A 26,420-nucleotide genomic window follows, 5' to 3' on the forward strand; every position below is an offset into this window, starting at 1 on the left:
GTTATCTCAAGATGTTATAATCAAATACCAGGTCTTAGCAATTATTTAACTTAGTAATTACTTAACTTAAAATAGAGTTAATAATCTAATCTATACTTTATTTTAAAACCGGATGCGTCAGCACAAAATATAAAAACTAAGGCTATTGAACCATGATGACTGTTGATGAATTTTTTTGTGCTCTGAAAAAAGAAGATATCCTTCTTACCGAGCAAGAAGGTAAGCTCATATGTCATGTAAAAAAAGGGGAGGATCTTAGCCCTGAGTATCGGTTGTACCTGAAGCAGAATAAAGAAGAGATTCTTAGAAAGCTCAAGCTTTTGTCACATAGTGATTCTATTAAAAAAATGTATGGCCTTACCCCCCTTCAGGAGGGATTGCTTTTTCATAGCTTGGATAGCTCTACTGATTTATCTCTTTATTGCCAACAAAAATGCTGGGAAATTGAACAAAATATTGATCTTCATGTCTTTAAAAAAGCCTGGCATATTTTGTTCGATCGCTATGATGTATTGAGGGCACGATTTATTTGGCAACAGTTGGATAGGCCACAGCAAGAAATCGTTGATGAGGTTGAATTGCCATGGTTTGAATACGATATCAACGATACATCAGCTGATCTTGATACTTTTCTAGCCAATGATTGGAGAACAGGCTTTGATTTAATGCAAGCGCCTTTGGTCCGACTGATTTTGTTAAAAGTAAACGGTAAGCCTTATAGGTTTGTCTTTACTCATCATCATTTAATCCTGGATGGTTGGTCATCCTCTTTACTTCTTCAAGAGCTTGAAACGCTTTATTTTGAGGGTGTATCTGGAAAAATATCACATGTTCACTCAAGCAGTCCCAGTCACTCGTCTCTGGTAGAGTGGTTGGAAAAGCAGGACTCTCGCGCAGGTCTTCAATTCTGGAAAGAACATCTTGGCGGATTTGCGGAAGGAAACTCTTTGCCCGTCAGGCTAAATCAAGAGGTTATAACGAGTACTCTTGGTGAAAAACAAGTATCCATTTTTGAACATAGATTTGATCCTGTTTTTTCAAAAGCATGTGTTGAGTTTGCTCGCAAGAATGGAATCACAATTAATGCCTTGATGCAATTTTCCTGGGGACTCCTACTCAGCATCTATTCAGGCTCAAATGATGTTTTATTTGGGATGGTATCCTCAGGAAGGACGGCTACCATCGATGATGCAGAACATATTATTGGCATGTGCATTAATACGTTACCATTTCGAGTAAAGATCACTGCACGTCTATCAGTGATTGATCATTTAAAACAAGTGCATACTGATATTCAAAAGGCAAATGTGTACGGGTTTCTCAAATTAGTGGACTTGCGCAAATATACCGAACTGGAAGCCGGAGTTGATTTTTTTTCCAGCCTGTTTCTCTTTGAAAATTATCCTGGCAGAAAAAAAGCCTTGTCCGACGCTTCACTTTGGCATCATCGCACGATTCAGGAAAAAACTAATGTTCCTATTACTTTGCAGGTATTCGAGGAGCTTGATCAAAGCCTTTGGCTTAAACTGCAATTAGCTCCTGATATCGCATTTCAGTTTAATGGGAAGCGATTATTGCGCCATTATGAGGGTGTTCTAAACTGGATCATTCAACATAGTGATCAAAGTCCATTTGCATGTGACTATCTTTCAGAGGAAGAGCGCACAAAAATTCTACGGTGGTCTCAAGGGCCGGTTAAAGAACGTGATAAAACGGTCTTGTCAATTTATTACGCCAACCCCTGTTTCAATAGTGATAAAATACTCCTTGAGTATGATGGACTACCGTTGTCTTTTGCGGCCTTTGAAGCGTTGACGAATAAATGGGCTAATTTACTCCAAAGTAAATATCAGGTTACCCAGGGCGATGCGATTGCTTTTTTACTCACAGAACCCTCTGCGGCAGTGGTGCTGATGTTCAGTATTTTAAAGCTTGGCGCTCATTATGTTCCTTTACATCAGGATTGGCCTAGAGCTCGACAGCAAAAAGCGGTTGCTGATGCAGGTGTTAGATTATGGATAACTGATGCTAATGTGACATTGTCCTCAAATGAACTGCATCCTGCAATAATCTTGTCCTCCTATGTAAAAGAAGTGCAGCATTTAGAGCATTATTCAAAGGAATTCAAAGCAGATTATATTGCACCTCATGAACTGGTTTATACCATTTACACCTCTGGTACTACAGGTGTTCCTAAAGGGGCTTCTGTATATCATGAGTCGGTAAGCAACGTAATTCGATGGTGTGAAGAAACTACTCCGATTGAGTCAGACAGCAAATTTTTAATTGTCTCCTCCTTGAGTTTTGATCTCACCCAAAAATACATTTTAACGCCTATATGTTTAGGAGCAGAATTGCATTTTTTGCCTGATGGTCATTTTGATATTTGGGCGATTTTAAGCATTATAGAGAGTAAAAAAATTACTCATTTAACCTGTACTCCCAGTGTATTTCGTCTTCTGCTCGATGAAGCAGAGACTGACAATTTTCAATGCATGAGGAGTTTGAAGCAAATAGTTTTTGGTGGGGAAAAGCTGCAATTGCCAAAATTGGCAGCCTGGATGGCAAGTGGTTTCTATGCTGCCAATTTACATAATAGTTATGGTCCTACTGAATGCACGGATATAGTGACCTGTTTTACCCTACCGCAAGGTTCAGCCCTGAGTGAAATCCCTGGAGAATTTTCCATTGGGACTCCCGTCCCAAATCTCACGGTGTATATTTTGGGCAGGGAAAGCTGTTTTGAAGGGATTGGAGTTCCCGGTGAATTATGCATTGGAGGTATGGGCGTTGGTTCTGGATATCTAAGTGATAAAGCATTAACCCAACAGCGTTTTGTATCCAACCCGATTAATAGTGCGGAACGAATTTATCACACTGGGGATTGGGGTATTTGGCGTGAGGATGGGCTGATTCATTTTCTTGGGCGTAAGGATGCTCAAATCAAGTATCACGGTCATCGTATCGATTTGACCGAAATAGAAAGAGTACTGAACAACCAGCCTGAAATGAAGCAGAGTGCGATTGCGCTTCAAGGCGAAGAAAATAAAGAGAAAATCATCGCTTATTGCGTTCCGCTTAATATGGATGAGCCGATAAATGCGGAATTATTGCGTACTCGATTACTGCAGGAATTACCTCAGTACATGATTCCCCATGTTTTTATTGAACTGACAGAGATTCCTCTAACCCATAATGGTAAATTAAATCGCGCTGCTTTGCCTCTTTTGGATAGAGAGGTTTTTGAGTTGCAAGAAGATTTTGTTGCACCTGTAACGCAGGAAGAACAGCAATTAGCGCAGATTTGGGCGGAAGTACTCGGTCAGTCTCAGATTGGCATCAATGATAATTTCTTTAGTCTAGGTGGTGATTCAATTCTGGGTATCCAGGTTGTAGCTAAAGCACGCGCCTTGGGATTAAGTTTTGAAGCCCACAATCTATTTCAATATCCCACAGTTTATGAACTTGCTAAAATTGCTCATCAAAGCAAGGCGCTTATAATTGATCAGGGTTTGGCAAGTGGAACATTTCCTTTGTCACCACCACAGGCCTGGTTTCTTAGGATGCAACCCGATAATCCCTCTCATTTTAATCAGTCGTTCTTATTTAAACTTAAAAAATCAGTGGCACTGAACTCTTTAGAAGGAGCGTTAAAAGAGTTGGTGAACCATCATGATGCCTTGCGCTTACGTTTGCGAAAAGGTCATCAGACGGCGGATGTGGCTTTTTATGACGCGCAGGATCATGCGTTTGTACCGTTTTTGCATCAGGTGAAGGTTCAAAAAGAGCAAGACCTAGAGGACTTATGTAATTCTTATCAAGCATCACTTGATATTGAGCAGGGCCCGGTAATGGTAGCGGTCTTAATTGAAGGAGCTGAATTTAAGTATAAGAGATTGTTTCTTGCAATCAATCATTTTGTTGTTGATACGGTTTCCTGGCGAATCATTCTTGAGGATTTCCAAGCCTTAATTGAACAATTGGAAATGAATAAAACCATCAGTTTACCCAAAAAAACATCCTCTTATCGTTCCTGGGTAGAAGGGCTGCATAGGGCTATTAATTCAACCTTGCAAAACGAATTACCCTATTGGGAAAAAATAAGTTCTGGATATCGGCCTGTTCCAGTAGAGTTGAATCAGGATTATTTTCCTAAACGTCATGAAACAGAACTTGTCCATATAAGTTGGACTAAAGAACAGACCCAAAATTTATTGACGCAAGCTCATGTTGCTTATAACACGCGAATGAATGATTTATTGCTGGTGGCATTATCGCTCGCTTTTTGGCGCTGGCAGCATATAGAACAACTCTGGTTTAATTTGGAAGGACATGGGCGGGAGCCTATTACACAAGATGTAGATATTTCGCGTACCGTTGGCTGGTTTACTTCGTTTTTTCCGCAAAAGTTGACATTTAAAACTGATTTTGCCGATAACTACGCGGAAATGATTAAATCGATTAAGGAGCAGATCCGCAGGGTTCCAAATCAAGGTGCTGGATTTGGGCCTTTATGGTGCTATTTAAATGAATGCCCCATTAATATTGCATGTAATGTCAGTTTCAATTATTTAGGACAACTTGATAGTTCTTTTAATGAGGGATGGCTGCTTTCATTAGCTTCCGAAAATAAAGGGAGGGAGCGATCCCCAAATCATCGCTCACCATTTCAACTCGATCTGAATGCTGCAATCCTGAATCATCAATTTACGATGCGTGTTCGTTATAGTCCTAAAAACTATCGTGAGGAGTCAGTGCGCCATTTTGCTCAGCTGTTTAATGATTCTTTAGATCAACTTGTAGCGCATTGTCTTGCTCAAAATTCATCCACGAAAACTCCCTCTGACTTTAATCAAATCAATATTACTCAAGACACCATCGATAAATTATCAACACATGGGGGCTTGGAAAATGCTTTTCCACTGACTCCATTGCAAGAAGGGATGTTGTTTCATAGTTTGTCTTTACCTGGGGATGATGTTTATTGTACCCAGGTTTGTATGCAATTTAGTGCAGAGGACTTTAATTCAATAGACTTTAAGCAAGTTTGGGAAGAAATTGTTGAAAAATATGATGTTTTTCGTACTCGTTTTGTTTGGGAAGGTGTTGAAAGGCCTTTTCAAGTCGTTTATGCCGATCGAAAGTTAAAATGGAACGAGTTGGATTGGCAGGAATATACTGAGTCAAAAATTGAAGAGCTGTATCAGGTGTTTCTTTATGAAGATCGGCAGCAGGGTTTTGATTTCACCCAGGATGGCTTATATCGTTTATCACTGATCCGGTTTTCAGAGAATACTTTTGCCTGTGTTTTTACGCATCATCATCTCCTTTTAGATGGATGGAGCATTTCGCTTTTGATTGATGAAGTTGTAAAAAAATATATTAATGCAAATAATTCGAAGAAAAATGGATCTAAAGTTGCGGGTTATGGCTCATTTGTAAATGTGTTTTATCAAACCAACAAAGAAGAATGCAAAGAATTCTGGCATGATTACTTGCGAGGTTTTGAGAAGACAACCACCTTGGGATTTGCAAATAATGCCCTGGATGTTCACAAGCAGATAAAATCAGTTTCACGTTTATCAACTCACCTTGATGTGGTGCTTTCAGATAAATGCCGTCAATTTGCTAAAGTTGCTCATGTGTCTCTGAGCACGTTTATGGAATATACCTGGGCAGTATTGTTGTATTTATATAATGGTGAACGAGATATAGTCTTAGGAGATGTGTCTTCGACTCGTCATTTGGAGGGAATGACCCATAGTGAATATATGGTGGGATTGTTTATTGCTACATTGCCCAAGCGTATTGCCTTAAAATTAAATCGACCCATAATCGAACAATTGCACGAACTTAACCTGATGTCGCAAAAACTGGTTAAGTATTCCAATGTTTCCTTAAAAGAAATTCAACAAGAAACATCACTTGATCCCAAGGCCTCACTCTTTTCAAGCATATTTGCTTTTGAAAACTATCCCATCAACACAACCTGGGTAAAGCATGATCGTTTTCATTTGCTGGAAAAAAGGACTTATGAAAAAAATAACTATCCATTTACCCTCTTTGTTATTCCCAAAGCCGAAGTTGAGTTACGCTTTGTTTGGGATGGGGAGTGTTTTGATAAAGTAGCAATAGAGCGAGTCTCTCGTCGGTACAAAAATCTGTTAGGTATTTTTATTGAATCAGACAATTTACTGCCTCTTGATCAACTTCTTTATCAGTTTTTTAAACAAGAGGATCTTGCTTATCATCAACCGCCAAGCGTTCAGTTCCTGCATGCGATACATAACGAAATGCCCCTTTCATATCATCAGGAAAGACTACGTTTTATTGATCAATTTGAAACGGGAAGCGTTTACGATTTAGCCCCAAGTTATCATAATATTCCAATTGTTGTGCAATTTTTTTCAGAATTGGATCTGGGAAAATTACATTGGGTTGTTGAGACTGTGTTAAAAAAACATGCTGTTCTCCGTGGGATCTTTACAGAAGAGGGCGGGCAGAATTGTTTTCGGATCCTTGATGTTCAAGAGGCGATTGAAGGCATTAAATTTAATGTTCAACAAATGAGTCATTTAAATTTGGAAGAAATTTTGGCAATTGTTGCTGAAGATGCTAATAAACCTTTTGCTATTGATAAACATCGTTTGCGGGTGGGTATTTATCTGCAACAGGAGCAGCACTTTATTTTCGTACTAACGGTACATCATAGTCTGTGTGACTTTCAATCTACTGGTATTCTTGCAGATGAAATTGGGGGCTGCTATTTGGGGTTGGACAATGAAAAAGCTTCGTCAACATTGTCATTTATGGACTTTTCTTTATGGCAACGTAATTTATCTTTTGAATTGATTGATCGCCTCTTTTTTTATTGGCGTTGGCAATTAGCTCTCCCATTACAGGCGCTGAAATTACCAGAGGATCATTCGCGACCACCTGTTCATCGTTATAGTCAGTCGAAAATTAGTGCTGAACTTTCTCCAGATTTGTTGCTGGGAGTTCAGCAGGTAGCAATGAGTAGTAATGTATCTGAGGAGGAGGTATTTCTAGGGAGTCTTCAGGTTGTTCTTGCTCAATATTCGAGTACTAATGAGGTAATTGTTGGACGGGAACATGATAATCGGATTTGTTCAGATCTTGACTATACCATAGGTCCATTAGGTAATTTGACCGTGATTCGCAGTATTCTGGATTGGCATGATGAATTAAAAACTCATTTTTTTAAATTAAAACAGCTCTGTGATTTGGCGGATCTGTATTCGGGACTGCCTTTTGATCAGCTCGTTAAAATGGTAAATCCTGAGAAAGATATGAGTCGCACGGCTCTTTTTGATGTGTTGTTTAAATACATGCAATCAGAGGGAGAAGAGGCTAATTCAACGCCGAATTCCTATAAACATCTCGTGAATTATCTGGGCTATGGTAAATATGATTACGTTTTTTTTATTAAAGCCGGTTCCTCGGGTTCTGCAATTGATGTTATTTATAATCGCGATATTTATGATGAAGAATCAGCGCGGCAATTGTTAAGACATTACATTGCGCTGCTGCAAAATCTTCCCAGGTTACTTTATGAACGGATTGAAGACATTGATTTGTTAAGCGAAGAAGAAAAACGCATTCAATTAGAAGTTTGGAATCGTCCAGACATTACTTTTCCTAAGACCTTAACGATTGTTCAGCGTTTTGAGGAAATGGTCTGTTTATACCCTCATCATATAGCCCTTCGTTTTGTCCACGAGGAAATGACCTATCGTGATCTTAACCGGATGGCAAATCAACTCTCAGAGTACTTAATGCATCATGGGGTTGGACGAGAGATGCTGGTAGGATTACTCATGCCTCGTTCATTGGATATGATAGTTGTCCTTTTGGCGGTCTTAAAGACGGGAGCTGCTTATTTACCCTTGGATGTTCATGCTCCAGAACGTCGCAATCAACACATCATTGAAAATTCAAAAGTTCAGTTTCTCATTACCGGTCTCTCGAATTCAGAACAGTTCATCGAGCATGTTGCACATGTGCTGGACTGGAATTGCATTAAACATCAATTACATCGCTATAGTCAGGAGAATCCTGGCACAGATATTAAGAGTTCAGATGCTGCGTATTGTATTTATACATCTGGGACAACAGGAGTGCCGAAAGGCGTTACTATCAGTCATCAAAATGTGATTAGGCTGTTTTTGAACGATGAGGCTTTATTTGCTTTTTCTGCAACAGATCGTTGGCTGCAATTTCATTCCTATCATTTTGATTTTTCAGTGTGGGAAATTTTTGGTGGATTGCTATTCGGTGGCTGCATTGTACTCGTTGCCAAAGACGATACCCTTAATCCTTCCCGAATTTTAGAGTTATTAAGGACGGAAAGGATTAGTGTCTTAAACCAAACGCCCACTGCATTTTTTAGTTTAAGCAGGGAAGTGGTTGCCCAAGATTATCCTTCTTTGGATGCATTGCGGATGGTGATTTTTGGGGGTGAAAAGTTAGATACGCGGTACTTGCTGGAGTGGGTAACCAAATACCAGCACATGAAAATGATTAATATGTACGGTATTACAGAAACAACCGTTCATGTTTCTTATAAAGAAATTCAATTGGAGGATATTCTCCATAATCGCAGCAACATTGGTAAGGCTATTCCCACGACGCTGATGTACATTATGGATCAGCATCAAAATCTGCTTCCTCCTGGAGTGCAAGGAGAAATTTATGTGGGAGGTGCAGGGCTGGGGGATGGCTACCTTTATAACCCAGCACTTACTGCAGAACGGTTCATTAACCATCCCTACCGCGTTGGGGAGCGCCTGTATCGCTCTGGTGATCGCGGTAAGCTATTACTTAATGGTGAGGTAATTTATCAAGGTAGGAATGATAACCAGGTTAATATACGTGGTTTTCGGATTGAACTGGGTGAAATTGAAACCTGCCTGGCCAAAATTACAGGAATCTCCCATGCCGTGGTGTTGGTCGATTACAGTATTGTAATGACCCCCAAAATAATTGCTTATTATATGGCAGATAAAACCATGCAAAGTGCTGATATATATTCTCAGTTACGTGATTTTCTGCCCCATTACATGATTCCTGCTTATCTTATTCAAGTTCCCAGGATCCCGCTTACCGTTCAAGGCAAAGTGGATAAAGCAGCCTTGCCATCGCCTACCGACTTAAAAAATGATGAGTTACATCGTTCGGAACCACAGACTGAGGTTGAACTTATCTTGGCTCAGATCTGGGAGAATGTGCTGAGCCGCGAAAGCATCTATTTAGAGGATAATTTTTTTGATTTGGGGGGAGACTCTATCCTGATTATTGTTGCCATTTCCAAGGCAAGAGAGCAGGGAATTTATTTAACTCCAAAAGATTTTTTTATCGCATCAACCCTTAAGGACTTAGTGAAGTTGGCAGCGTTTCATCATAAGCAAATTGCTGCTCTACCAATCCCCTCGGGCCCCTTACCATTGAGTCCAATTCAGCACTGGTTTTTTGCCCGTGATTTAGCTAAGCCTAATCATTTTAATCAATCGGTTTTGCTCAGAGCGAACGACTCCATACACACTGAATTTTTACAGCAGGCCCTTATTGAGTTGGTCAACTATCATGATGCTCTGCGGATTCGATTTAGTGTTGATAAAGAGGGACAATGGAAACAGACCTACCAAAATAAGGTCACTTCCCAAGATATTCCATTATATGTATTAAAACCAAGTGGCCTCTCTGGCGAGTGGGAAGAGGGGGAGTTGCTGGCGGCATTTACCCAGTTACAAGCTGGTTTAAATTTTCAAAATGGGCCTCTCATGCGTGCTGCGCTTGTTCCAAAGGCTGAGGGAACTAAAGACTTACTGCTTCTTGTGATTCATCATCTGGTTGTTGATACTGTTTCTTGGCATTTAATCATCAACGATTTGGAATTAATATACAAAGCAAAGCTTGCGGGAGTTGATGCGGATTTACCATCTAAAACATCTTCTTTTTATGATTGGGTCTTGGCACTTGAAACCTACAAAAACTCATGGGCTTGTAAGCTGCAGAACTCTTTTTGGCACAGTATTGTGCAATCCGATAAACTGCTGAAGTCCAGAGAAGAACAAAACAAACAACAGCAATACAGTGCTGCCAGCTGTTCCCTGAGTTTGGGCAAGAAAGTTACTCAAACACTGAGCAAAGCCTTGGCGAATCGCTCTGATATTTCCATTGACGATATTATTTTTACTGCCGTTTATAATGCATGTCAGTCTACCTTGGACGATGAGTTTATTTGCTATAAAGAAGGTCACGGGCGGGTTGGTGATTTATTAGGGGTTGATTTGACGCGCACGGTAGGTTGGTTTACCAGTTTATATCCAATAATGGCCGGTGTTCCAGTTGCCGATCTCGATGAGAATCAATCCAGAAGCAACCTCCAGCGGTGGTTGCAACGCAAGCTGCTTATTCCTGATGAGGGCATTGGGTATGGTTTGATACGCTATGGTGGCGCCCATGAGGCGGAGGTTGAACCATTACAAAAATATCGTATTGGAATTAATTTCTTGGGACGTCATGAAATTGCAAGGCAAAATGCGTTTTTTTCTCGAAGCGATTTAGCGTGTGGACTGGAGTTCTCTTCCCATAACCATCGATTTTTCGATGTGAATATAGTTGGGTGGATAGGTACTAATGGCCTAGAGTTAAAAATAGCTTATGATGCGAATACATTCGGTGCTGATTCTCTTCAGTATTTTACCAATAAAGTACGCAATACAATACAAGATATAGGTCAGACGCTAAAACAAATACCTTCTGACTCAGTGCAATTGAATCAGGTTATCCTGGGAAGCCTTCCTTTGTTTAAGCCTGTCCTGTCGTGGAGCGAAGAGGCTGTCAATACACCGTTATTTTTATTTCCGCCATTGTTGGGGGGGGCTGAAACGTATATAGAACTCGCTAACCGTCTTGGTTCTGATCGCCCGGTTTATTCTCTGGAATCGTATAATTTACATAGTGGTTATTCTTCGGTGTCTGATTTGGCTGAGTTAGCCAGATATTACAGTACAGTCATTTTAGCTATTTTGCAGGACTTTCCAGCCCATAATAAAATTTGTCTGGGAGGATGGTCCATGGGGGGGCTTCTTGCTTGGGAAGTAGCACATCAATTGGCAAAAAAATCTATAGTTATCGAGAAATTGTATTTAATTGATACACCTGTACATTTGGCTAACCATTTCTTTAATGCATCTGAAATTGCATTTGATCACTACCTGTCTCAACTTATGGACATTGCTAAAATTAATGAATCTCTTAAAGAAAAATACTACACAATATATGAATCCGAGCGAACTGCTATTGCGAACTATTCCATTCAACCGAACGAGTGCGATGTAGTGTTATTTGCTGCACAAGCAAGTTATGGTGATTTGCATGAAGGGTGGTCTCAGTTTGCTTGCAAGGTTGAATTTTATGATGTTCCCGGCTCACATTTCGATATCATGAAAGAAGATAATCTGGAAAAAATAGCATCTGTAATAAACGGTAACGCGAAACAAAAGGATTAATAAATGAATAAATTACAGGATAAAACTCGAACAAGTGATGGAAGAAATTTAAAAAAATATTCCAAGGACTATTTATCTGCTATTGAAAAGCGACAAGGGAGAGGAGAGTCTTTAACTATTGAAGAGGCCTATCAATTATTTTCTAGTGTTCAGGCAACATCGACGATTCCTGGGGTGATGGCAGAGGTGGGTGTCTATAAAGGCGGATCCGCAGTTATTCTTTGCGAAGCGAAGGGAAATCGGCCGCTATATCTTTTTGATACATTTACCGGCATGCCGATGTCGGAGGTTTCAACTGATGCGGATACCTGGGGTAGAAAAACGCATCAAGACACCTCGGTGGAGGGTGTTCAAGAGTTCTTGTCTGAATATCCTAAGGTTGAAATCATTCCAGGGATTTTTCCACAGAGTATTCCTGAACAATTTAAGTCCATGTCATTTTCTTTTGTAAATTTAGATGTGGATTTATATCAACCTACGCTGGAGGCACTAAAGTTCTTCTGGCCACGGATGTCTGTGGGCGGACGTTTAATTTCTCATAATTATAATTCGGTTTGTTATGATATTGATGATACACCTGGAGTAAAAAAAGCCTTTAAAGAATATTTTAAGGATAGCCCGCACCTTATTGTGGAGGTAGCTGAAACTCAATGTCTGGTGATGAAGTGTTAAATGTTTTAAATAGACAATTTCATGTCACTGAAGCAAATAGAGCCTGTGCTATGCGTAAACGTAAGTTCTCTAATTTTTCGATGGTGCGATAAAATTAGAAACAAAATTATATGCCCATTGCTGCCTATGAAACACAGAATACTTTTAATAGCACACTTATTAGTGTCTGTGCTGAACATGTGACGTCCTGGTGGCTCAAAGGTGCTGATCGCAGAAAACATCGTATTGAGACAGCAACTAATTGTAGCGATGTGAAATCGAAAAAAGTCACCACACTTAGGCACAAAGGATAGAACTATTTTTAGCTTCTTAGCTTCGTTTACAAGCCTGCAAAGACTAAAGCGCCTTGCCGTCGTAATCAAGCCGACTACTTTTTTAAAATTGCATAAGGCTCTGATACGCAACATACATAATTGAGTAAATAAGTTTGAAGCATGTGGTGTGTCATGCCTCTATGATCTTATCCATAGACCTTAAATCAAAACATTAAAGTTGTATTTTAAATACATCTTTAATATAATATATCTTATGTCATACACTCCAAAGGAGCATATCATGCCAGTAACTCATAAGCCTGCTACAACCATCAGTGATAAAATTGCTTTTGGTCTGGTGAAATTTTTCCGCTTTTTTGCAGATACTTTTTTTCAAAAACGCTATGGCAATCGAGCCATTGTGCTGGAAACAGTCGCCGCCGTTCCTGGTATGGTGGGCGCTGCTTTACTGCATTTACGTTGCTTAAGGAAAATCAAAAATGATGAAGGTTGGATTAAAATTTTATTGGATGAAGCCGATAATGAGCGAATGCATTTGATTACGTTTATGTATATTGCCAAGCCCAATTGGTTTGAACGTTTTATTATCTTTACAGCGCAAGCTATTTTTGTAGTGTTGTATCTGTTGATGTATGTTTTTTCTTCAAAAACAGCACATCGTTTTGTCGGATATCTTGAAGAAGAAGCCGTTGTCAGCTATACCCATTATTTACAGGAACTGGATGAAGGTCGCATTGAGAATATCCCAGCTCCTGATATTGCTAAAACTTATTGGGGACTAGCCCCCGATGCGCGATTACGAGACGTACTTTTAGTAGTGCGTGATGATGAGGTAGAACATCGGGATGTCAATCATCAATTAGCTGACAAGCTGGCAAACGAACGTACTTTGTTAACTCAATTGAAACCGGAGTCTATCAACAATACAAACGGCAAGGAATCACAGGATCTTTGATAACAGCATAAGGAATCATTATGAGATTAGAACACAATGAGCTACTGTGCTACAAACAAACAGAAATTGACAGCCATGGAAAACTAAAATTTTTCCTAGAAAAACACAGTACTAAAGAAGGAACCTGGGGTAAGCTTTCTCTGCATGAAGGCGCAATTGATTTTGTATTTTTAAATGGTGAAGGAAAAGAACTGTCACGCGATAGTATCAATGAAGAGCATCCCCAAATAATGATTCCACCTGCTGCGTGGCATAAAATTATTCCTGTTAGTGAATCGTTTAAAGCAACCCTTGAGTTTTATTGCATTCCCCAACGCTATTTCAATAAAAAATACGGTCTAAGTGCAGTGCACAGCGATTTGGCATCTACCTATCAAACTTATTTGCGCCATTTACAAAACGCATCAATTCTTGATGTAGGCTGCGGTTCGGGCAGAAATTTACTGTATTTGGCAAAAATGGGGCATCGTGTAAAAGGGATTGATCACAACCAATCAGCAATAGAGGCGATCCAGGATGTTGCTCAAAAAGAAGCCCTGCCTGATGTAATTGCCCAATTATACGATTTAAATCAACCCTTGAATCTTGAGCCAGAACATTATGATTTAGTGCTCTCAACAGTCACGCTGCAATTTTTAAATCCTGAACGTATCCCAGTTCTGTTCACTGAACTTCAAGAGGTGACTAAAATAAATGGATATCATTTTCTAGTCATTCCTATCCAATCAGAACTCTATCCATTGCCTGATTTCTTCACTTATCTTCCACAAAAAGAAGAGATCTATCATAGGTATCAAGACAGTGGGTGGTCTATACTGGAATATAAAGAATCAGTAGGTCATTTGCATAAGCAAGATGGATTAGGAAGGCAGATACCAGGTTTGTTTGGTGTTTTGCTTGCGCAAAAAACCGGATAATGCATGGTCTATAGCAAGGAGTGCTATGAACTCGACTTTTCGAAACAGGATAGTCATTTGCCGTGTCTATACTCCTCCAAAGGTTAAAGAAGGATCGTGGGTTTTGGTCGATAGACTTTGGCCTCGGGGCATTAAAAAAGAAACCTTGGCTTTTGACTTGTGGCTAAAAGACATCACTCCGAGTACTACTTTAAGACAATGGTTTCATGAAAATAGTGAAAAGCGGTGGAGCGAATTTGTTGATTGTTACATTGAAGAATTAAACCATAAAAGCGACTTAATAGAGCTCATTTTGGAAATGGCAGAACATACTCCTGTCACTTTATTTTATGCGGCGAAAGATCCTGAGCACAACCATGCACTTATTCTGAATGCTGTTTTGCGGTCCTGGCCCAATCTTCCCGATAAAACTTTACTTCTCTAGTGGTTTGATGTTCAGTAATACCGACAGCTCAGGTTTGTTGTACACTACATCCGCTAAAGTATAACGTTCTAAAACCCCCATAAAAGCAGCTTGAGCCTCATGTAATACACCCTTTAACCTGCATACAGGAGCAATACAACAATTAGCTTTTGCTTTATTAAAGCAAGGTACTAAATCAAAATGAGGCTCCAATTGAACAATTAATTGACCTAAATTAATGGTTTCAGGCTGCGATGCCATTAAAATACCACCGTTTTTTCCACGGATGGTTTTAATCAATCCCAGCTTGGCTAAATTATGAATGATTTTAACCATGTGATTGTTCGATATGCCATAAGCTTCGGTAATGTCTTTAATAGTGCAGGATTCATTTCTAAGCGTGATATAAATCAGAGCTCGTAATGAATAATCGGTAAATTGCGTAAGTTGCATTATTAATTCCTAATTGGTTGTTGACTGTGATTATTTCTTTTTACAAGATGCATTTCAAATAAATCTTTTAAAGGAGTCACTATGTCAGAGTCATTATTTGAGCGTCTGGGAGGTCAAGACGCGGTCAATGCTGCGGTTGAGGTATTCTATCGTAAAATGTTGATGGATGAACGGGTCAGTTATTTTTTTGATGACGTTGATATAGAGCAATAAATCCTTATGCAGAAAGGGTTTTTAACCATGGTGTTTGGTGGGCCTAATCAGTACAGCGGAAAAAATATACGCGAAGGACATGCTCAACTGGTCAAGCGTGGGTTAAATGATACGCATGTGGACATTGTTATTGAGCAAGCGTAGGTCGGGCGCCTCGCCCGACATTTCCTTACTCCCCAAATGCGAATAAATTCTGTTGTATTGGAGACGTCCAAAGAGGGGGAATAATCCCATCTCGAATAAACTGATGGATACTAGAGTAAGGCCAATCTACAGGAAGCTTAACATGTCCATGTTTCACTGGATTGTAATGAATATAATTGACATGATGTTCAAAGTCTAATTCATCACGAATGAGATGCTCCCAAAAGCGTTTTTGCCAAATACCACGTTCCCGTCTATTTTTTTGAATTGGCGAAATGAATTCCTGTGAAGGTAGCTGCCGTGAAAAGATGCCTTTTATCAAATTCCAACGCAATGAAAAATTTCCATCATTTTCTGGTAAGGTCATAATCATGTGCAAGTGATCGGGCAGTATCACAATGGCATCAATTGCGAAGGGGTGATGATTTTTTGCATGGCGAAAAGCCGCACGCAGCTCATCAATATACTCAATGAGTATCTGACTTGTTCTATTTTGCAGATTCACTGTAAAGAAATAAGTTCCTCCAGGATTTATCACTCGTCGATAGCGCATGTTGGATTATTTTTCTATTCCGTTGAGGATGTGTTTATAACTGTTTTGAAATGCGGGTGCAAGAAAAAAAGGAAATGTCGGGCGATGCGCCCGACCTACGCTTGCTACATTGGATTAAAGATCAGCAAAGCGCTCTATTCGGGATAGCAAGGTCAGCAGTGTATGGTGCTCAAATAGCGCTTCTTTTATCGCATAAGAAATCATTATATCATTTCGTGCTAGACAAAATTTGTTCTAGAGGTAAATGGAAAGATTATTTTATTGATTTCGTAAGTCCTCGCTCATTTTTCGAACCCTATGATTATAAAGAAATGATTGTTAAATCAGGATTAGAAGTAGTTGAATTATCTGAGGAAGAAATGACTTACTCCTTTAAATCAAAAGAGCAGCTCAAAGAATTTTTCAGTGCTGCTGGATCTCAGATAAAACAAATTCCTGAACATAGGAAAGTTGAGTTTTTGAATGATTTTGTGGCTGAATATTTAAAAGAAGCAGGCTGTACCCAAGAAGACTTAATACCTGTTGGTTTTTGGTGCTTACAAATTATAGCAACTAAACCAAAACCCAAATTAATGAAACATGCTGGTTTAGATGAGACACCAACATTTTTTTCAAAACTGTAATCTTAAGAAAGCACATTCATAATAATCAGTTATAACAGTGAATACAGAAATAAATCCCTCCAAGACACTAAGAACCACGATATCCATACATTGCTTATGTCTGATTTTGTCTTTGAGTTAATGGATTGCAGAAGCCGGAATAAAACCAGAGAATTTGTATTTCCATCGGAAAGTAAAACGGGCTCTTATTTTTCTGGCTTACAAAAACGAATAAAAAATTCAATGTTATTTTTGATTAATAATATAGTCGCAGATAAATGACTCATGTTAAGAAAACTTAAAAATGTTAATATGACTTACTTTTCATGTTACAAAATCGGATTTTCTTAACATGACTAAAATTAAAACTACAGGTCTTAAAGTGCGCAGAATCCTACTAATCAGCGATACTCATGGTAATTTGGATATCATCAACGAAAAAGTGAACCAGACACAAGCCGATATGGTCATTCATGCTGGTGACTTTGGATTTTATGATGAGCAGAGCATTTATCGACTCAGTCATCAGTCAAAGGGAATTACGCTTGTTAGTATCCCACTCACCAGTTTGGCGACAATATGAAGTTGATAAACAAACGAGTCGCGAAAGGTTAATAGAAATCGTCAAAGAAAATCGATTACTAGGTGACTTTCCAGATTATATCTCAGGTAAAATGAAGTTCTCCGTTCCTGTTTATGCTGTTTGGGGAAATCATGAGGATCTCCAAGTTTTAAGACAATTAAATACCAACCTTAATATTGAAAATCTACACATGCTTGACGAACGCCACTTTTATCAATTCCACAACAGTGAAAATGATCTTGAATTTTCTCTTTATGGCTTGGGCGGAAATTTTTTGGTCAGTAAAAAGCTATTCGATAAACCCATTGCAGGGTATGGGGGAAAGGTATGGACAGCATTACATCAGTTTGGTGTTTTGTATCAGCAGATTAAAGATAAAAGCAAACCTTCAATATTTGTTTCGCATGTCAGCCCCGGGAAAGAACCACTGTTATCTCGTTTAATCATGCATTTTATGCCTAACTTTTGGATCAGTGGTCATATGGGCGCACCGTTTACCTGTACCTGGAATCAATTTACTATCCGGGAAATGAATGAATCCTTAGATTGGCTAGAAAGCGATATTGATTTAATAGAAGAACAATACCAGCAAGGTCGTCTTACAGATGAGGCATTATTAGCTTATGAGCTAATTAAAAAGCCTATCTATAAGGTTGATTCTTGGTATAAAAAACTGTGGAATATTAATCATCCCTGATGTGATTGATGGGTATGCTCTTTTAATTTTGAAAGATGATAAATTTTCATTAGAGACTTATTCAAAAGGAATTAAATTCAATAATTAAATACTGCTATTTGCTGGCATATAGGAAACCATCAGGGAACCAGAACATACCTTAAATATAAAACCATCCTGTTCTGATTTGCCATTTAATAATGTCACCAACTCGGATAACAATAATTGAGTTTCATTAATCAAAAAATCTTTGAATTTATCTTTTTTCAAAGTTCTTTCCTGAACATTTAAAGGAATAAAGCATGATAGCTCTTTATGGAGTGCATCGCTGTAGATAATTTTTCCAATATTTGCAATTACTTATGGCGATTATTTTAATTAAGTATACGGTAATCCTATATTTATATAGCATTTCTGTATACTTGAATTTTTACGGCTGATTTCAGCTAATCAAAAAAATAGAATCGCTTGCATCGCTGATCGAGCAATTCGATATATTTTTCCTGCATCTGTTGAGATAACAAACTGAATCCAATAAGTTTTCGCCATTCAGGTATTATTTGATGGAACTCTTGTACGATCCCATCGATGATGTTCTGATTTAATCCTAATTTTTCAACGGCAAAGTATTTAAGAAAATCACTCTTTGTTAAATTATTTTTTTTCCCTTTCAGAGGCAAAGCGATTTCTTCTTTTGTGTTTTTTTGAGCGATAGTTGAGTTAAGTAAATCATATGCTGGTGATATGGAAATTTTTCTATCCTTAGTAATTAAGGAAAAATTTTTTAGATGCATGTCTTCATTGCCAATCAGAAAGTTAAACAACGTCAACTTAAATAATTTCACGAATTCAATTTTTGGGAATGTACAAAACTGTTCTATGACTGCAATTACTTTTTCCATAGAGCTTTTATATTTTGTATGTCGATCTTCACCTGATAGCTGTGCAAAATCTTCTAAAGCTAACTTTTTATTATGGCCTATTCTATCAAAGCGTTTAATAAAGTAGGTCAAACTGTTGTCTTTAGAATAAACCAAACCATGAACCGGAACTTCGAGGCCTATAGTTTTTGCAAGGGTCATAGTAATCGCTTCATTTTCAGGCAATTCTGGATAAATATCACTTTGTGGTTTTAAAATATACTGACCAAATTGATCAACGATTTCAAAACATCCCTGTTTAATCTTTAGTTTGGCACTTAGTTTCTTTTGGACGCCCTGAACAGACATCTTTCCTACACGAGCAATTGCTTCCTGTCGCTGCTCATCAGCACTTAAATCTAATGGGCTAAGATTTTTTAATTGAGGAGAAAGCAAATGCAATCCACGTTGCGAATAGTTTTCTTGAACACTTATCTTTTCATAAGTAATAGGACAGTGTTTCATCTTATTTCCTCAATAGTCACTGCGCCTACGACATCTTGGCCAACTAGTATCAACTGACCAAAATAGTCATTTTTATCAATTTTATATTTACGTAATAGTGCTTCAAGCATAATTCCTTCAGGAAGTAATCCTTCAAAAAAGGGTGGAAATACGCCAAAATCATAGATCTTATTGTTCAACGGCATAGTGAGCGAAACAGGTGCGCCCTGATAATCTTCAAAGTAAGTAAATTGATATGCTCCACCTTGTAATTCTTCTAATATTCCAGCTTTAATACCATTCACTGATACGTATGCTTTTCTCATATATTATTATCCGTTGTTTGAGGAAAAGGCGTTTCAAATTTCATTTGGATATTTAAAACATCGAACACTTTTAGCAAGGTGTTCAAGCGCACCGATTCTTTCCCTTTTTCAATATCATAGATAACCGTCTTACCGACACCCGCTAACCGTGCTAATTCTTGCTGCGATAAGCCGCTTTGCTTACGGTAGTAATGGACTAAATTGGCAATCTCGTGTGTGGGCATGGAACACCATAAATTAATCATATATTACTGTTATAGCAGTAAAAACGATAAAAATAAATTTATTATTGCATTTTTTTGCATTAATTAGCTATAAATTACTGTTATAGCGGTAAATTTGATTGATTTCCTGATTTTACCCATATTTATTTATTATAAATTCCTGAAAATTACTGTTACCGCGGTAAATTTGTGGGGAATAACAAAAAAGTCATGTTCAGCCTCAAAAATTCGTCCATTATGGATTAAAGATTTGGCTAATATGGATTATCAGTTCGTCCAAAATGGATTATATGTCCGTCTAATATGGAATAGAGCTTCGTCCAAAATGGAATGCAAATGAATTTTTTCGATTATTTAATGCTCATTGGTAGACGTATAAAAATATCTGGGACTAATGGGACACGTGGGGCATCCATGTCATTACTGGGCTAGACACGTCCCTAGCTTATTTGAGAACTTTGGGACGTATGGGACACGGATAATTCCTGCACTTAAGTAATAAAACTAAAGGTTATGATAAATTCGCGATTCGCGAATTGCGAATTTATGACATGTTATATTTCATTTTTAGCAAGCGTAGCCTGTATTAGACGAAGTCGTAATACAGGTTGTCAGATTGCTTGTCTATTCAAGTTAATGTGAAAAAATAGGTGGTACCGGGTGAATAATCTCTAAGATATCGCACCATGAAAAAGCCTTCCTAAGTTGTACGATGATGTGTATATCAAATTAAAGGGGGGATTACATGATTGGGATAGACCCTGTATTACGACTTCGTCTAATACAGGCTACGCTTGCTGAATTTTTGTGTTAAGGACTGTACCTCAATCAATAATGGGCTTTAGTCAAAATAACGTAACCCAATAGCACTCCGAACTTCTTCAAGAGTTTTTTCAGTTACTTTTTTTGCTGCGGCAGTGCCAGATATTATAATATCCATTACTTCACCGTGTTTATAACTATTTCTCTTTTCCCTTATTGGTTCAAGCATAGTCTGAAGGGTAGTATTAAGAATATTTTTAATAGTAGAGTCACCAAGCCCCCCTTTTCTATAATGAGCTTTTAAATCAGATACTTCTTGAGAGTCCAAATGAAATGCATCAAGGTATTCAAATACAACATTTCCTTCAACTTTCCCAGGGTCACTTATTTTTAAATGAGTTGGGTCAGTGAACATTAAAAATACTTTGCGTTTTATTTCATCTGGAGTGTCGGAAAGAAAAATTGCATTACCTAAAGATTTACTTGCTTTAGATTGACCATCTATTCCAACCAGTCGAGGGGTTTTACTTAAAATTGGTTTTGTTTCTTTTAAGCAATCGGTATTATAAATTCTATTGAAGCGTCTTACAATTTCATTGGTCTGCTCAATCATTGGAACCTGATCTTCACCAACAGGAACTGCCTCTGCTTTGAATGCGGTAATATCTGCTGCTTGACTGACTGGATAGCAAAAAAAACCTGCGGGTATAGATGAATCATATCCTTTTTGCTGAATTTCTGTTTTGACAGTGGGGTTTCTTTCTAGTCGCCCTAAAGTGACTAGGTTCAGATAATAAACAGTAAGTTCTGCAAGCTCAGGAATATGAGACTGTATGAATATTGTGCTTTTTTGTGGCTCAATACCTATTGATAAATAATCTAAAGCCACCTCATACAGGTTATCTACTATTTTACTTGGATTTTCAAAGTTGTCAGTTAGAGCTTGAATATCCGCTATCATTATATATTGCTGATATTCATCTTGAAGTTTAATTCTATTAGCTAAAGAACCAACATAATGACCAAGATGTAATTTACCTGTGGGGCGATCGCCAGTTAATATAATTTTTTTCATTGAAAACTCGAATGTAACTCTGAATTATTGGAACTATAACAGAAAACCAGTATCCACCAAGTATAATTTTATTCACTAATATTGAGCCTGAGATGACATTGGTTTTATTTTCAAAAACATTTGAAACAGCAATAATATCTTTAAAAAAATCCTTTAAAATTCCAGCTATAGCTAATGGGTCGCACCTTGTCTTTTGCTTTTTCGAAAAGGTAACAAGAAACAGGTTCATACCCAATTTGGTTCGAAATTCATATGGATACCTATGAGATAAGTTATTTAAGCAAAAGACAAGACGCGACCCCATTATGCGTATAAAATTACTTAGCAAGCGTAGCCTGTATTAGACGAAGTTGTAATACAGGAATGTTTCAACTTTATACGCTCTAGGTATCATTAATGACCCCGTTTTTAATAAAACGATGAATAGTTGAATAAGGCCATTCAACTGGTTTTTTTACATAACCATGTTTGACGGGATTATAATGGATATAGTCTACATGAGTTTGAAAATCTCTGTCATTTCTAATTCGATGTTCCCAAAATCGAGGCTGCCAAAGATTGACATTCCCTCGTTTATTTTTCTTTAAGGGGATATTTAACATTAATAACGCTTGAGTAAAATTGGTTTTAATCAATCTTATTCGTTGTGAATACTCTGAGTCATCGAAAGGTAATTGCCATATACAATGAAGATGCTCAGGCAAAACAACAAGAGCATGAGTGATGAAATGAGCTTTTGCCCTGACCGTTCGAAAAGCATTACCTAAATGGTCAATATGCTTTGTGAGATGGTCAGATTGTCTGTCTAATAAAGTTAATGTGAAAAAATAGTTGGCGCCGGGTGAATAATCTCTACGGTATCGTACCATGAAAAGCTTTCTTAAGTTGGACGAGATGATTATATCAAATTTATATGAAAAGGGGATTATTTGATGGAGTAGATCCTGTATTACGACTTCGTCTAATACAGGCTTGCTACGCTTGCTGAGTATCCCTGGATTTCTGAAATAATCGAGAAGAGATTTCCATTTATTTAAAAACTCACAACTCAGCTAATGCGCTAAGCTTGGACGTGGTCCACTTGCGTCGGAATATGCATCCTTTTCAAAATCAGTTAAAATCAGGGGGTTGTGTTTTTATTTCAGGAAGTCGTAATGAATGGTTTAGAAGGGCAGAGTGGCGCAGAGCTGACGGTAGAGCAAAAACATCAGACAGGAGTTTGTCTTTTGGCACTGATGAAAAGTCCGGGATTGTTTTTTTTCGAACAACGATTTGCCAATGAAATGTTGCGGCAGGTATTTCCAACGCCATCCTCAACATCTGATGTTAACATAACAACACCTGAAACGAAGATCACTGTAACTGACAAAGGTTTTCGTTTGGATGATGGAGCAGAGATTCTATGGTCTGATAGAGATGATATTATCTTGACGCTCGAAGATTCTCCAAAAAATCCAGCTTTGGGTTGAAAATTTCCAGATCAGGGTAAAGCAGTTGAGCTGTTATATTTAATTCTTTTGCCTTCCGCTTTTGTCCATTCAATCGAGCTATTTATTGTTACGCATTATTCTATCGAACTTTTGTTAAACACAGTAGCTCAAATCCGCTGTTCATTTAAATTTCAACTTGAGTTTCCGCAAGCTTGTCGAAAACGCACAAAAAATTTTACACTGCTTTTTCAATTCCCTGCTCATCTGGTTCTGCATCTAAAGCAAGTAAATATTTTTCTACCAGGAAAATACTGCCTGTGGCAGCATCAAGCAATTTCGTATGATCAATAGCTTTTCTTACATTACGCAGGAGTGCCAGCTGATCATTTATATCGCGGATGATTGGTAGAAGATCATGAGAAACATTGCCCCACAAAATCCCCACAATGGTTTTTGAGGAGTTGGGATAATCGATTGCAACTTATTGATTTTACTTACTTTAATTGGTGGGCCCACTAGGACTTGAACCTAGGACCAACGGATTATGAGCCCTGATCTTTTAAAATAACTCGTTGATTTTAAAGTAATAATTTGTCGCGCGATACCACTACAAATGTCGTACGATGTATAACAAAGTCGTACTCAAATACGCAAATCTCACGCAAGATTATTTAGGCTGAGTAATTAGATCTGCTCGCTTTTATTTCGTTTTTTAGTTCCCCTAGCCAAAAATCAAGCCCAATTAAAAAACCTGCAATTCCAGCACAAATCACTGTGTATTTGTTTAGTTCATAGCCATAAACTATTGAGGTGGAGCAGCTCACTAGTATAGTAAGAACGCAAGACCAGAAAATACCCACTATATCACCTTTACTCTCTAATATTTTGTGCAGAGTATAGCAATTTCGCGCTCAAACGCGCAAACTTAATTCAAGTATATTTTAGCTACTATATTCATATTTTATTAGAAAAAATTGATACAAATATTCGTTATTTATTTGTAATTAACGAAACAATGTATCATCATTTAAACATGAAGACCGAGTTCAACAATAAACAAAAAGTGCTCCAGATGGCTAGTAAAACGGGTGTCGTTAGAATGTCCGATCTAGCCAAGAAGGGGATAACTAGAGCGACCGTTTCAAGACTTGTTAGTGAAAACAAACTTGTAAAACTTGCTCCTGGACTCTATTGCTTGCCCGAAACCGAGTTTTCAGAAAAGGAAAGCCTTATTATTGTAGCAAGCCGAGTACCTCAAACAGTATTTTGCCTACTAACTGCTTTGCAGATCCATGCTCTAACAACACAGTTACCTCGAAAAGTATGGATAGCTATGCCCAAAGGCAGTCATACACCGAAAATGAATTATCCATCACTAAAAATGGTGCAATATTCAGATGAAGCCTTTAGCGAAGGAATTGAAATTATAGAATCAGATAATATTAAACTAAGAGTGTATAACATAGCCAAGACAATCGCAGATTGTTTCAAACATCGCAATAAAATTGGACTAGATGTGGCTATGGAAGTGCTGAAAGAAGCTTGTACAAAAAATAAAGTAAAAATAGATGAACTATGGCACTATGCAAAAATTTGTCGCGTTGCAAACGTAATGCGTCCTTATATTGAGGCAATTCAATAACAAATTGATTTTATTATAATTTTCATTTAATGAATTTATTATAAATGTCCTGCGATGTATAACAGTGTGGTACTCAAATACATAAATTCTCCAAAATAGATTTTATGGTTAAATTTTAATATTGAAACCCATTTGACGTAATTGGGTTTTAATATTAAAATTATAGGTATGAAACTAAGTAATGAAAATACATTGAAAGATCTGTTTGCAAGACCAGTCTTTTACGCCTCAGAGGCGCGTGAAGCAGGTATCCATCCTAGCAGACTTAGTTATTATGTAAAAACTAATCGAATTGAACGCATTGGTCACGGTGTTTATCGCAGTGTTGAATCGTCTGTTGATGTGGATTTTCAGTGGGAAGATCTGATTATCATTGCCAAAAGTATTCCACAAGGCATAGTCTGTCTAGTCTCAGCTTTGGCTCTTTATGAACTGACTGATGAAATGCCAAGAGAGCATTGGATAGCAGTTCCTCATTCTACTACGGCACCAAAACGAGATCATACTCGTATTGTTAGAATGCGTGATATGGAAATAGGTAAAGAACAGTACACAATAGGGCGGGAAACAGTAGTCATTTTTGACAGAGAAAGAACGATAATAGATGCTTTTCGCTATCTTAGTAAAGAAATTGCAATTAAAGCGCTTAAAGCAGCAGTGAGTGGTAGAGCGACAAAAAAATTGGATATTAAAAAGCTTCAGCAGTATGCGAGACAATTTGGACTTAATCTTGAGCCGTATATTTTGACGGTGACAACATGAATGAACAAGCATTAAAAGCACGATTAAAGTATATTCACAAGGAAAAAGGTTAGAGTGTTAATGAAGTCTGGAAGCTATTAGTTCTAGAGCGATTTTTAGCTAGACTTTCTCGTTCTGAATATTCTGATAAATTCATATTCAAAGGTGGGTTGCTGTTATCCTATTATCTGACTATTGGCAGAGAAACCATTGATATTGATTTACTTGCAAGACAGTTAAATACAGAAAAGTCCAATGTAGAGTTAATCATGCAAGAAATCTGTGAACTTAATTTAAATGATGGGTTTCAGATGAGGTTTATCAATCTGGACGATTTGGATCATCAACATATGAATTACCCTGGGTTTCAAGTAGAGATTGATGTTCAATTTGGGGTGATGAGCGATAAATTTTATGTAGATATTGGTGTGGGAGATGTTGTTGATCCAGTATTACTAGAGTGGCCGTCCTTTAATTACAAAGATAAGCCATTGTTTGAAGATCTCATTTCGCTGGAAGTATATCCAGTAGAAACAATTTTTGCCGAAAAGCTAGAAACTCTCATTTCTCGTGGTGCAGCCAACAGCCGTATGAAGGATTATCATGATCTGCTGCTGTTATGTAGGGAGAGTCGGCTTATTGATAAAATCCGGTTAAAGGATAATATCATCCAAACATTCCAAAATCGGGGAACAGTATTTTCTATTCCAGTTCAGTTTCATTCGGATGAATTAGAACGGATGCAGATTCTTTGGTCTGGGCATTTGCGTGTTTTAGGTGCTGAACGAGTTCAGGCACTTAGTTTGCCAGAAAAGATAGATATCGTTATTAATGACTTAAATCAATGGTTGTTAGCTATTTAGGCTGATTGATAAA

The 26,420-nt window shown here is 37.9% G+C and carries 20 protein-coding genes and 2 pseudogenes; 13 read left to right on the forward strand and 9 right to left on the reverse strand.

Annotated elements, in window-relative coordinates; all coding sequences use genetic code 11:
* Positions 1-152: 152 nt before the first annotated feature.
* The 5 genes from Lqua_RS12205 to Lqua_RS12225 all read left to right on the forward strand — a co-directional run bounded on the left by Lqua_RS12205 (position 153) and on the right by Lqua_RS12225 (position 14,777).
* Positions 153-11,534: a non-ribosomal peptide synthetase gene (locus Lqua_RS12205; RefSeq protein ID WP_083501328.1), complete on the forward strand. Its 11,382-nt coding sequence runs from the start codon at positions 153-155 to the stop codon at positions 11,532-11,534.
* 3 nt (positions 11,535-11,537) lie between these two features.
* Complete coding sequence (locus Lqua_RS12210; RefSeq protein WP_058474568.1) at positions 11,538-12,206, forward strand: TylF/MycF/NovP-related O-methyltransferase; 669 nt, start codon at positions 11,538-11,540, stop codon at positions 12,204-12,206.
* 555 nt (positions 12,207-12,761) lie between these two features.
* Positions 12,762-13,436 carry an alternative oxidase gene (locus tag Lqua_RS12215; protein WP_058474569.1) on the forward strand — a complete coding sequence of 225 codons (675 nt, stop codon included), beginning with the start codon at positions 12,762-12,764 and terminating at the stop codon, positions 13,434-13,436.
* Positions 13,437-13,456: 20 nt separating this feature from the next.
* Positions 13,457-14,353, forward strand: coding sequence for an SAM-dependent methyltransferase TehB (gene tehB, locus Lqua_RS12220; protein WP_058474570.1), 897 nt, complete (start codon positions 13,457-13,459; stop codon positions 14,351-14,353).
* A gap of 25 nt (positions 14,354-14,378) precedes the next feature.
* Positions 14,379-14,777, forward strand: coding sequence for a DUF488 domain-containing protein (locus Lqua_RS12225; RefSeq protein ID WP_058474571.1), 399 nt, complete (start codon positions 14,379-14,381; stop codon positions 14,775-14,777).
* Here the strand turns inward: Lqua_RS12225 and Lqua_RS12230 are convergent.
* Positions 14,766-15,209 (reverse strand): Rrf2 family transcriptional regulator, encoded by a 444-nt coding sequence (locus Lqua_RS12230; RefSeq protein WP_058474572.1) that lies wholly within the window; start codon positions 15,207-15,209, stop codon positions 14,766-14,768. The two genes, Lqua_RS12225 and Lqua_RS12230, sit on opposite strands and share 12 nt — an antisense overlap.
* Positions 15,210-15,290: 81 nt before the next feature.
* Between Lqua_RS12230 and Lqua_RS18960 the strand changes: the two are divergent.
* A pseudogene (locus tag Lqua_RS18960) lies at positions 15,291-15,557 on the forward strand (group I truncated hemoglobin); the annotation flags it as partial.
* 34 nt (positions 15,558-15,591) lie between these two features.
* Here Lqua_RS18960 and Lqua_RS12240 read toward each other — a convergent pair.
* A complete protein-coding gene (locus Lqua_RS12240; protein ID WP_058474573.1) occupies positions 15,592-16,119 on the reverse strand; it encodes an REP-associated tyrosine transposase in 528 nt (175 codons plus the stop codon).
* A 56-nt stretch (positions 16,120-16,175) separates the two neighbouring features.
* On the opposite strand from Lqua_RS12240, the gene Lqua_RS12245 reads away from it, so the two are divergent.
* The 3 genes from Lqua_RS12245 (at position 16,176) to Lqua_RS12250 (ending at position 18,001) form a co-directional block, all read left to right on the forward strand.
* Positions 16,176-16,742, forward strand: coding sequence for a hypothetical protein (locus Lqua_RS12245; RefSeq protein ID WP_133141031.1), 567 nt, complete (start codon positions 16,176-16,178; stop codon positions 16,740-16,742).
* Positions 16,743-17,073: 331 nt separating this feature from the next.
* Entirely contained in the window at positions 17,074-17,304 is a 231-nt protein-coding gene (locus Lqua_RS18790) for a metallophosphoesterase family protein (RefSeq protein ID WP_238585577.1), read from the forward strand.
* Positions 17,267-18,001 carry a metallophosphoesterase gene (locus Lqua_RS12250; protein ID WP_238585578.1) on the forward strand — a complete coding sequence of 245 codons (735 nt, stop codon included), beginning with the start codon at positions 17,267-17,269 and terminating at the stop codon, positions 17,999-18,001. Before Lqua_RS18790 ends, Lqua_RS12250 begins: the two co-directional genes overlap by 38 nt.
* Positions 18,002-18,085: 84 nt before the next feature.
* Here the strand turns inward: Lqua_RS12250 and Lqua_RS18520 are convergent, their stop codons facing one another.
* The 6 genes from Lqua_RS18520 to Lqua_RS12275 form a co-directional block, all read right to left on the reverse strand.
* Positions 18,086-18,250 carry a hypothetical protein gene (locus Lqua_RS18520; RefSeq protein ID WP_174887870.1) on the reverse strand — a complete coding sequence of 55 codons (165 nt, stop codon included), beginning with the start codon at positions 18,248-18,250 and terminating at the stop codon, positions 18,086-18,088.
* Between the two features lie 176 nt (positions 18,251-18,426).
* Entirely contained in the window at positions 18,427-19,365 is a 939-nt protein-coding gene (locus Lqua_RS12255; protein ID WP_058474575.1) for a lpg2370 family Dot/Icm T4SS effector, read from the reverse strand.
* Positions 19,362-19,670 carry a HipA N-terminal domain-containing protein gene (locus Lqua_RS12260; RefSeq protein WP_058474576.1) on the reverse strand — a complete coding sequence of 103 codons (309 nt, stop codon included), beginning with the start codon at positions 19,668-19,670 and terminating at the stop codon, positions 19,362-19,364. The genes Lqua_RS12255 and Lqua_RS12260 overlap by 4 nt, the downstream gene beginning before the upstream one ends.
* Entirely contained in the window at positions 19,667-19,894 is a 228-nt protein-coding gene (locus Lqua_RS12265) for a helix-turn-helix transcriptional regulator (RefSeq protein WP_058474577.1), read from the reverse strand. The genes Lqua_RS12260 and Lqua_RS12265 overlap by 4 nt, the downstream gene beginning before the upstream one ends.
* Positions 19,895-20,735: 841 nt before the next feature.
* Positions 20,736-21,731, reverse strand: coding sequence for a tryptophan--tRNA ligase (trpS, locus tag Lqua_RS12270; RefSeq protein ID WP_058474578.1), 996 nt, complete (start codon positions 21,729-21,731; stop codon positions 20,736-20,738).
* A 383-nt stretch (positions 21,732-22,114) separates the two neighbouring features.
* A complete protein-coding gene (locus tag Lqua_RS12275; protein WP_058474579.1) occupies positions 22,115-22,600 on the reverse strand; it encodes an REP-associated tyrosine transposase in 486 nt (161 codons plus the stop codon).
* 285 nt (positions 22,601-22,885) lie between these two features.
* Here Lqua_RS12275 and Lqua_RS12280 point away from each other — a divergent pair, with 285 nt between their 5' ends.
* Positions 22,886-23,200 carry a hypothetical protein gene (locus tag Lqua_RS12280; RefSeq protein WP_058474580.1) on the forward strand — a complete coding sequence of 105 codons (315 nt, stop codon included), beginning with the start codon at positions 22,886-22,888 and terminating at the stop codon, positions 23,198-23,200.
* A gap of 196 nt (positions 23,201-23,396) precedes the next feature.
* On the opposite strand, the gene Lqua_RS12285 is transcribed toward Lqua_RS12280, so the two are convergent.
* Positions 23,397-23,597: a hypothetical protein gene (locus tag Lqua_RS12285; protein ID WP_058474581.1), complete on the reverse strand. Its 201-nt coding sequence runs from the start codon at positions 23,595-23,597 to the stop codon at positions 23,397-23,399.
* A gap of 636 nt (positions 23,598-24,233) precedes the next feature.
* Here Lqua_RS12285 and Lqua_RS12290 point away from each other — a divergent pair.
* The 3 genes and pseudogenes from Lqua_RS12290 to Lqua_RS12300 all read left to right on the forward strand — a co-directional run.
* Positions 24,234-24,803 (forward strand): type IV toxin-antitoxin system AbiEi family antitoxin domain-containing protein, encoded by a 570-nt coding sequence (locus Lqua_RS12290; protein WP_238585579.1) that lies wholly within the window; start codon positions 24,234-24,236, stop codon positions 24,801-24,803.
* A gap of 168 nt (positions 24,804-24,971) precedes the next feature.
* Positions 24,972-25,565 (forward strand): type IV toxin-antitoxin system AbiEi family antitoxin domain-containing protein, encoded by a 594-nt coding sequence (locus tag Lqua_RS12295; RefSeq protein ID WP_058474737.1) that lies wholly within the window; start codon positions 24,972-24,974, stop codon positions 25,563-25,565.
* Between the two features lie 101 nt (positions 25,566-25,666).
* A pseudogene (locus Lqua_RS12300) lies at positions 25,667-26,407 on the forward strand (nucleotidyl transferase AbiEii/AbiGii toxin family protein); the annotation flags it as partial.
* Between the last annotated feature and the right edge of the window lie 13 nt (positions 26,408-26,420).

Source organism: Legionella quateirensis (genome assembly GCF_001467955.1).
GTDB classification, from domain to species: Bacteria; Pseudomonadota; Gammaproteobacteria; order Legionellales; family Legionellaceae; genus Legionella; species Legionella quateirensis.